The 1,574-nt window shown below is 40.0% G+C and carries 1 protein-coding gene; it reads left to right on the top strand.

Going from position 1 to position 1,574, the window contains the following annotated elements; all coding sequences use genetic code 11:
• Positions 1-89 precede the first annotated feature (89 nt).
• Positions 90-1,127 (top strand): IS110 family transposase, encoded by a 1,038-nt coding sequence (locus ACJJVX_RS00245; RefSeq protein ID WP_405629484.1) that lies wholly within the window; start codon positions 90-92, stop codon positions 1,125-1,127.
• The last annotated feature ends 447 nt before the right edge of the window (positions 1,128-1,574 follow it).

The following is a 1,574-nucleotide window of genomic DNA, read 5'->3' as shown; positions in this document are numbered from 1 at the left end:
CAAGACCTGATAATCATATAGAAAGCTCCTCGAGTTTTTCGATACAGTTGTGTTGACCAAAACATAAACAGTATCACGAGGAGCTTAGTATGAAACTATATGGTGGAATTGACTTGCATTCAAATAATAGTGTTATTGCTATCATTAATGAACACGGTGAAACGCTTACCGCTAAGCGTTTAAATAATAACATGGCTGTCATTTTATCTTTTCTAAGTCCTTATAAAGACAATTTAAAAGGACTTGTTGTTGAATCAACTTTTAATTGGTATTGGTTAGTCGATGCTTTAATGGATGAAGGGTTTAAACTTCACTTAGCAAACCCCGCTGCAATCCAACAATACTCAGGCTTAAAACATGCTGATGACCACAGTGATGCACGTTGGTTGGCTGAAATGCTACGTCTAAACATTCTGCCTGAGGGCTATATTTATCCTCGAGAGCTCAGGGCCGTTCGCGACTTAATGCGTAAACGAATGGACATTGTTCAACAGTCCACTAAAAACTTATTATCAGTGCAAAGTTGTTACATGCGTCACCTTGGATACAAGCTCAGTAGCAACAAAATCAAACAAATGGCCGCTATCAGAAAAGGCGTCAATGTTGAGCAAGTACACACCGATTTCAGCTCAACGAATACAGCACTGTCGGTCATTTCTAACCTCACATTGATACGCTGTGCTCAACAGCAGATAAATGCAATAGAGAGCGCTATTTTACAACAAACATCGCTCTCCCCTGAATTTATAAACTTAACCAGTATCGATGGGATTGGGAATACGTTAGCACTGACTATTATGTTAGAGACAGGCACTATTGAACGTTTTGATAGTCCAGGTAATTTTTCCTCGTATTGTCGATGCGTTAAAGGTGCGAGATACAGCAATGGAAAGAAGAAAGGCGCTACAAATCAAAAGAATGGTAATCGTTACTTAGCGTGGGCGTTTACTGAGGCCGCTAACTTTGCCATTCGGTACAACCCGACAATCAAAAAATATTATCAACGAAAACTGGCTAAAACGAACCAAGTTATCGCAATTAAAACGGTTGCGCATAAGCTCGCAAGAGCCTGTTATCACGTGCTTAAAGATAATGTCCCATTTGATGAACACAAGGCTTTTTCTTAGCGACCGTAAAATGAATTAGGTTAACGTGTTGAGTTAAAAACGGGGTTGGTAAAACCATCAGATCTGATTGAGCCTGCACGTTAACCGCTCTTATTTAAATGTTGGGTATGCCCACTGTCTGAGCCACACAGGGTTGGTTATGTAAAAACATAAACCACAGATTTGTTATAGCGCAGGGCATAAGCTTTGCCAAAAACTGGACTGACATTGGCACTAAACGATGACTGAGGCGAAAGCCAAGGGCCTTAATTAATCATCAACGATGCTTAATTAAACCGCCTAAATTCATATGGGTGACTGGTGCATATTCACACCAAACGACGTCATTACTGGATGCATAGTCATATTTAAAGTGAGTTTAAAAAGTAACAACACTTGGTTTTTTGAATAAAGAGATCAAGAAAACACAGCTGCCTGCTTGACCGGAACTCTCTAATGGGTGACCCT

Source organism: Pseudoalteromonas sp. Ld20, from assembly GCF_045064175.1.
Taxonomy (GTDB): Bacteria; Pseudomonadota; Gammaproteobacteria; order Enterobacterales; family Alteromonadaceae; genus Pseudoalteromonas; species Pseudoalteromonas neustonica.
Note: the sequence above shows the minus strand (reverse complement) of the source record. Positions and strands in the feature narration are given on the sequence as shown.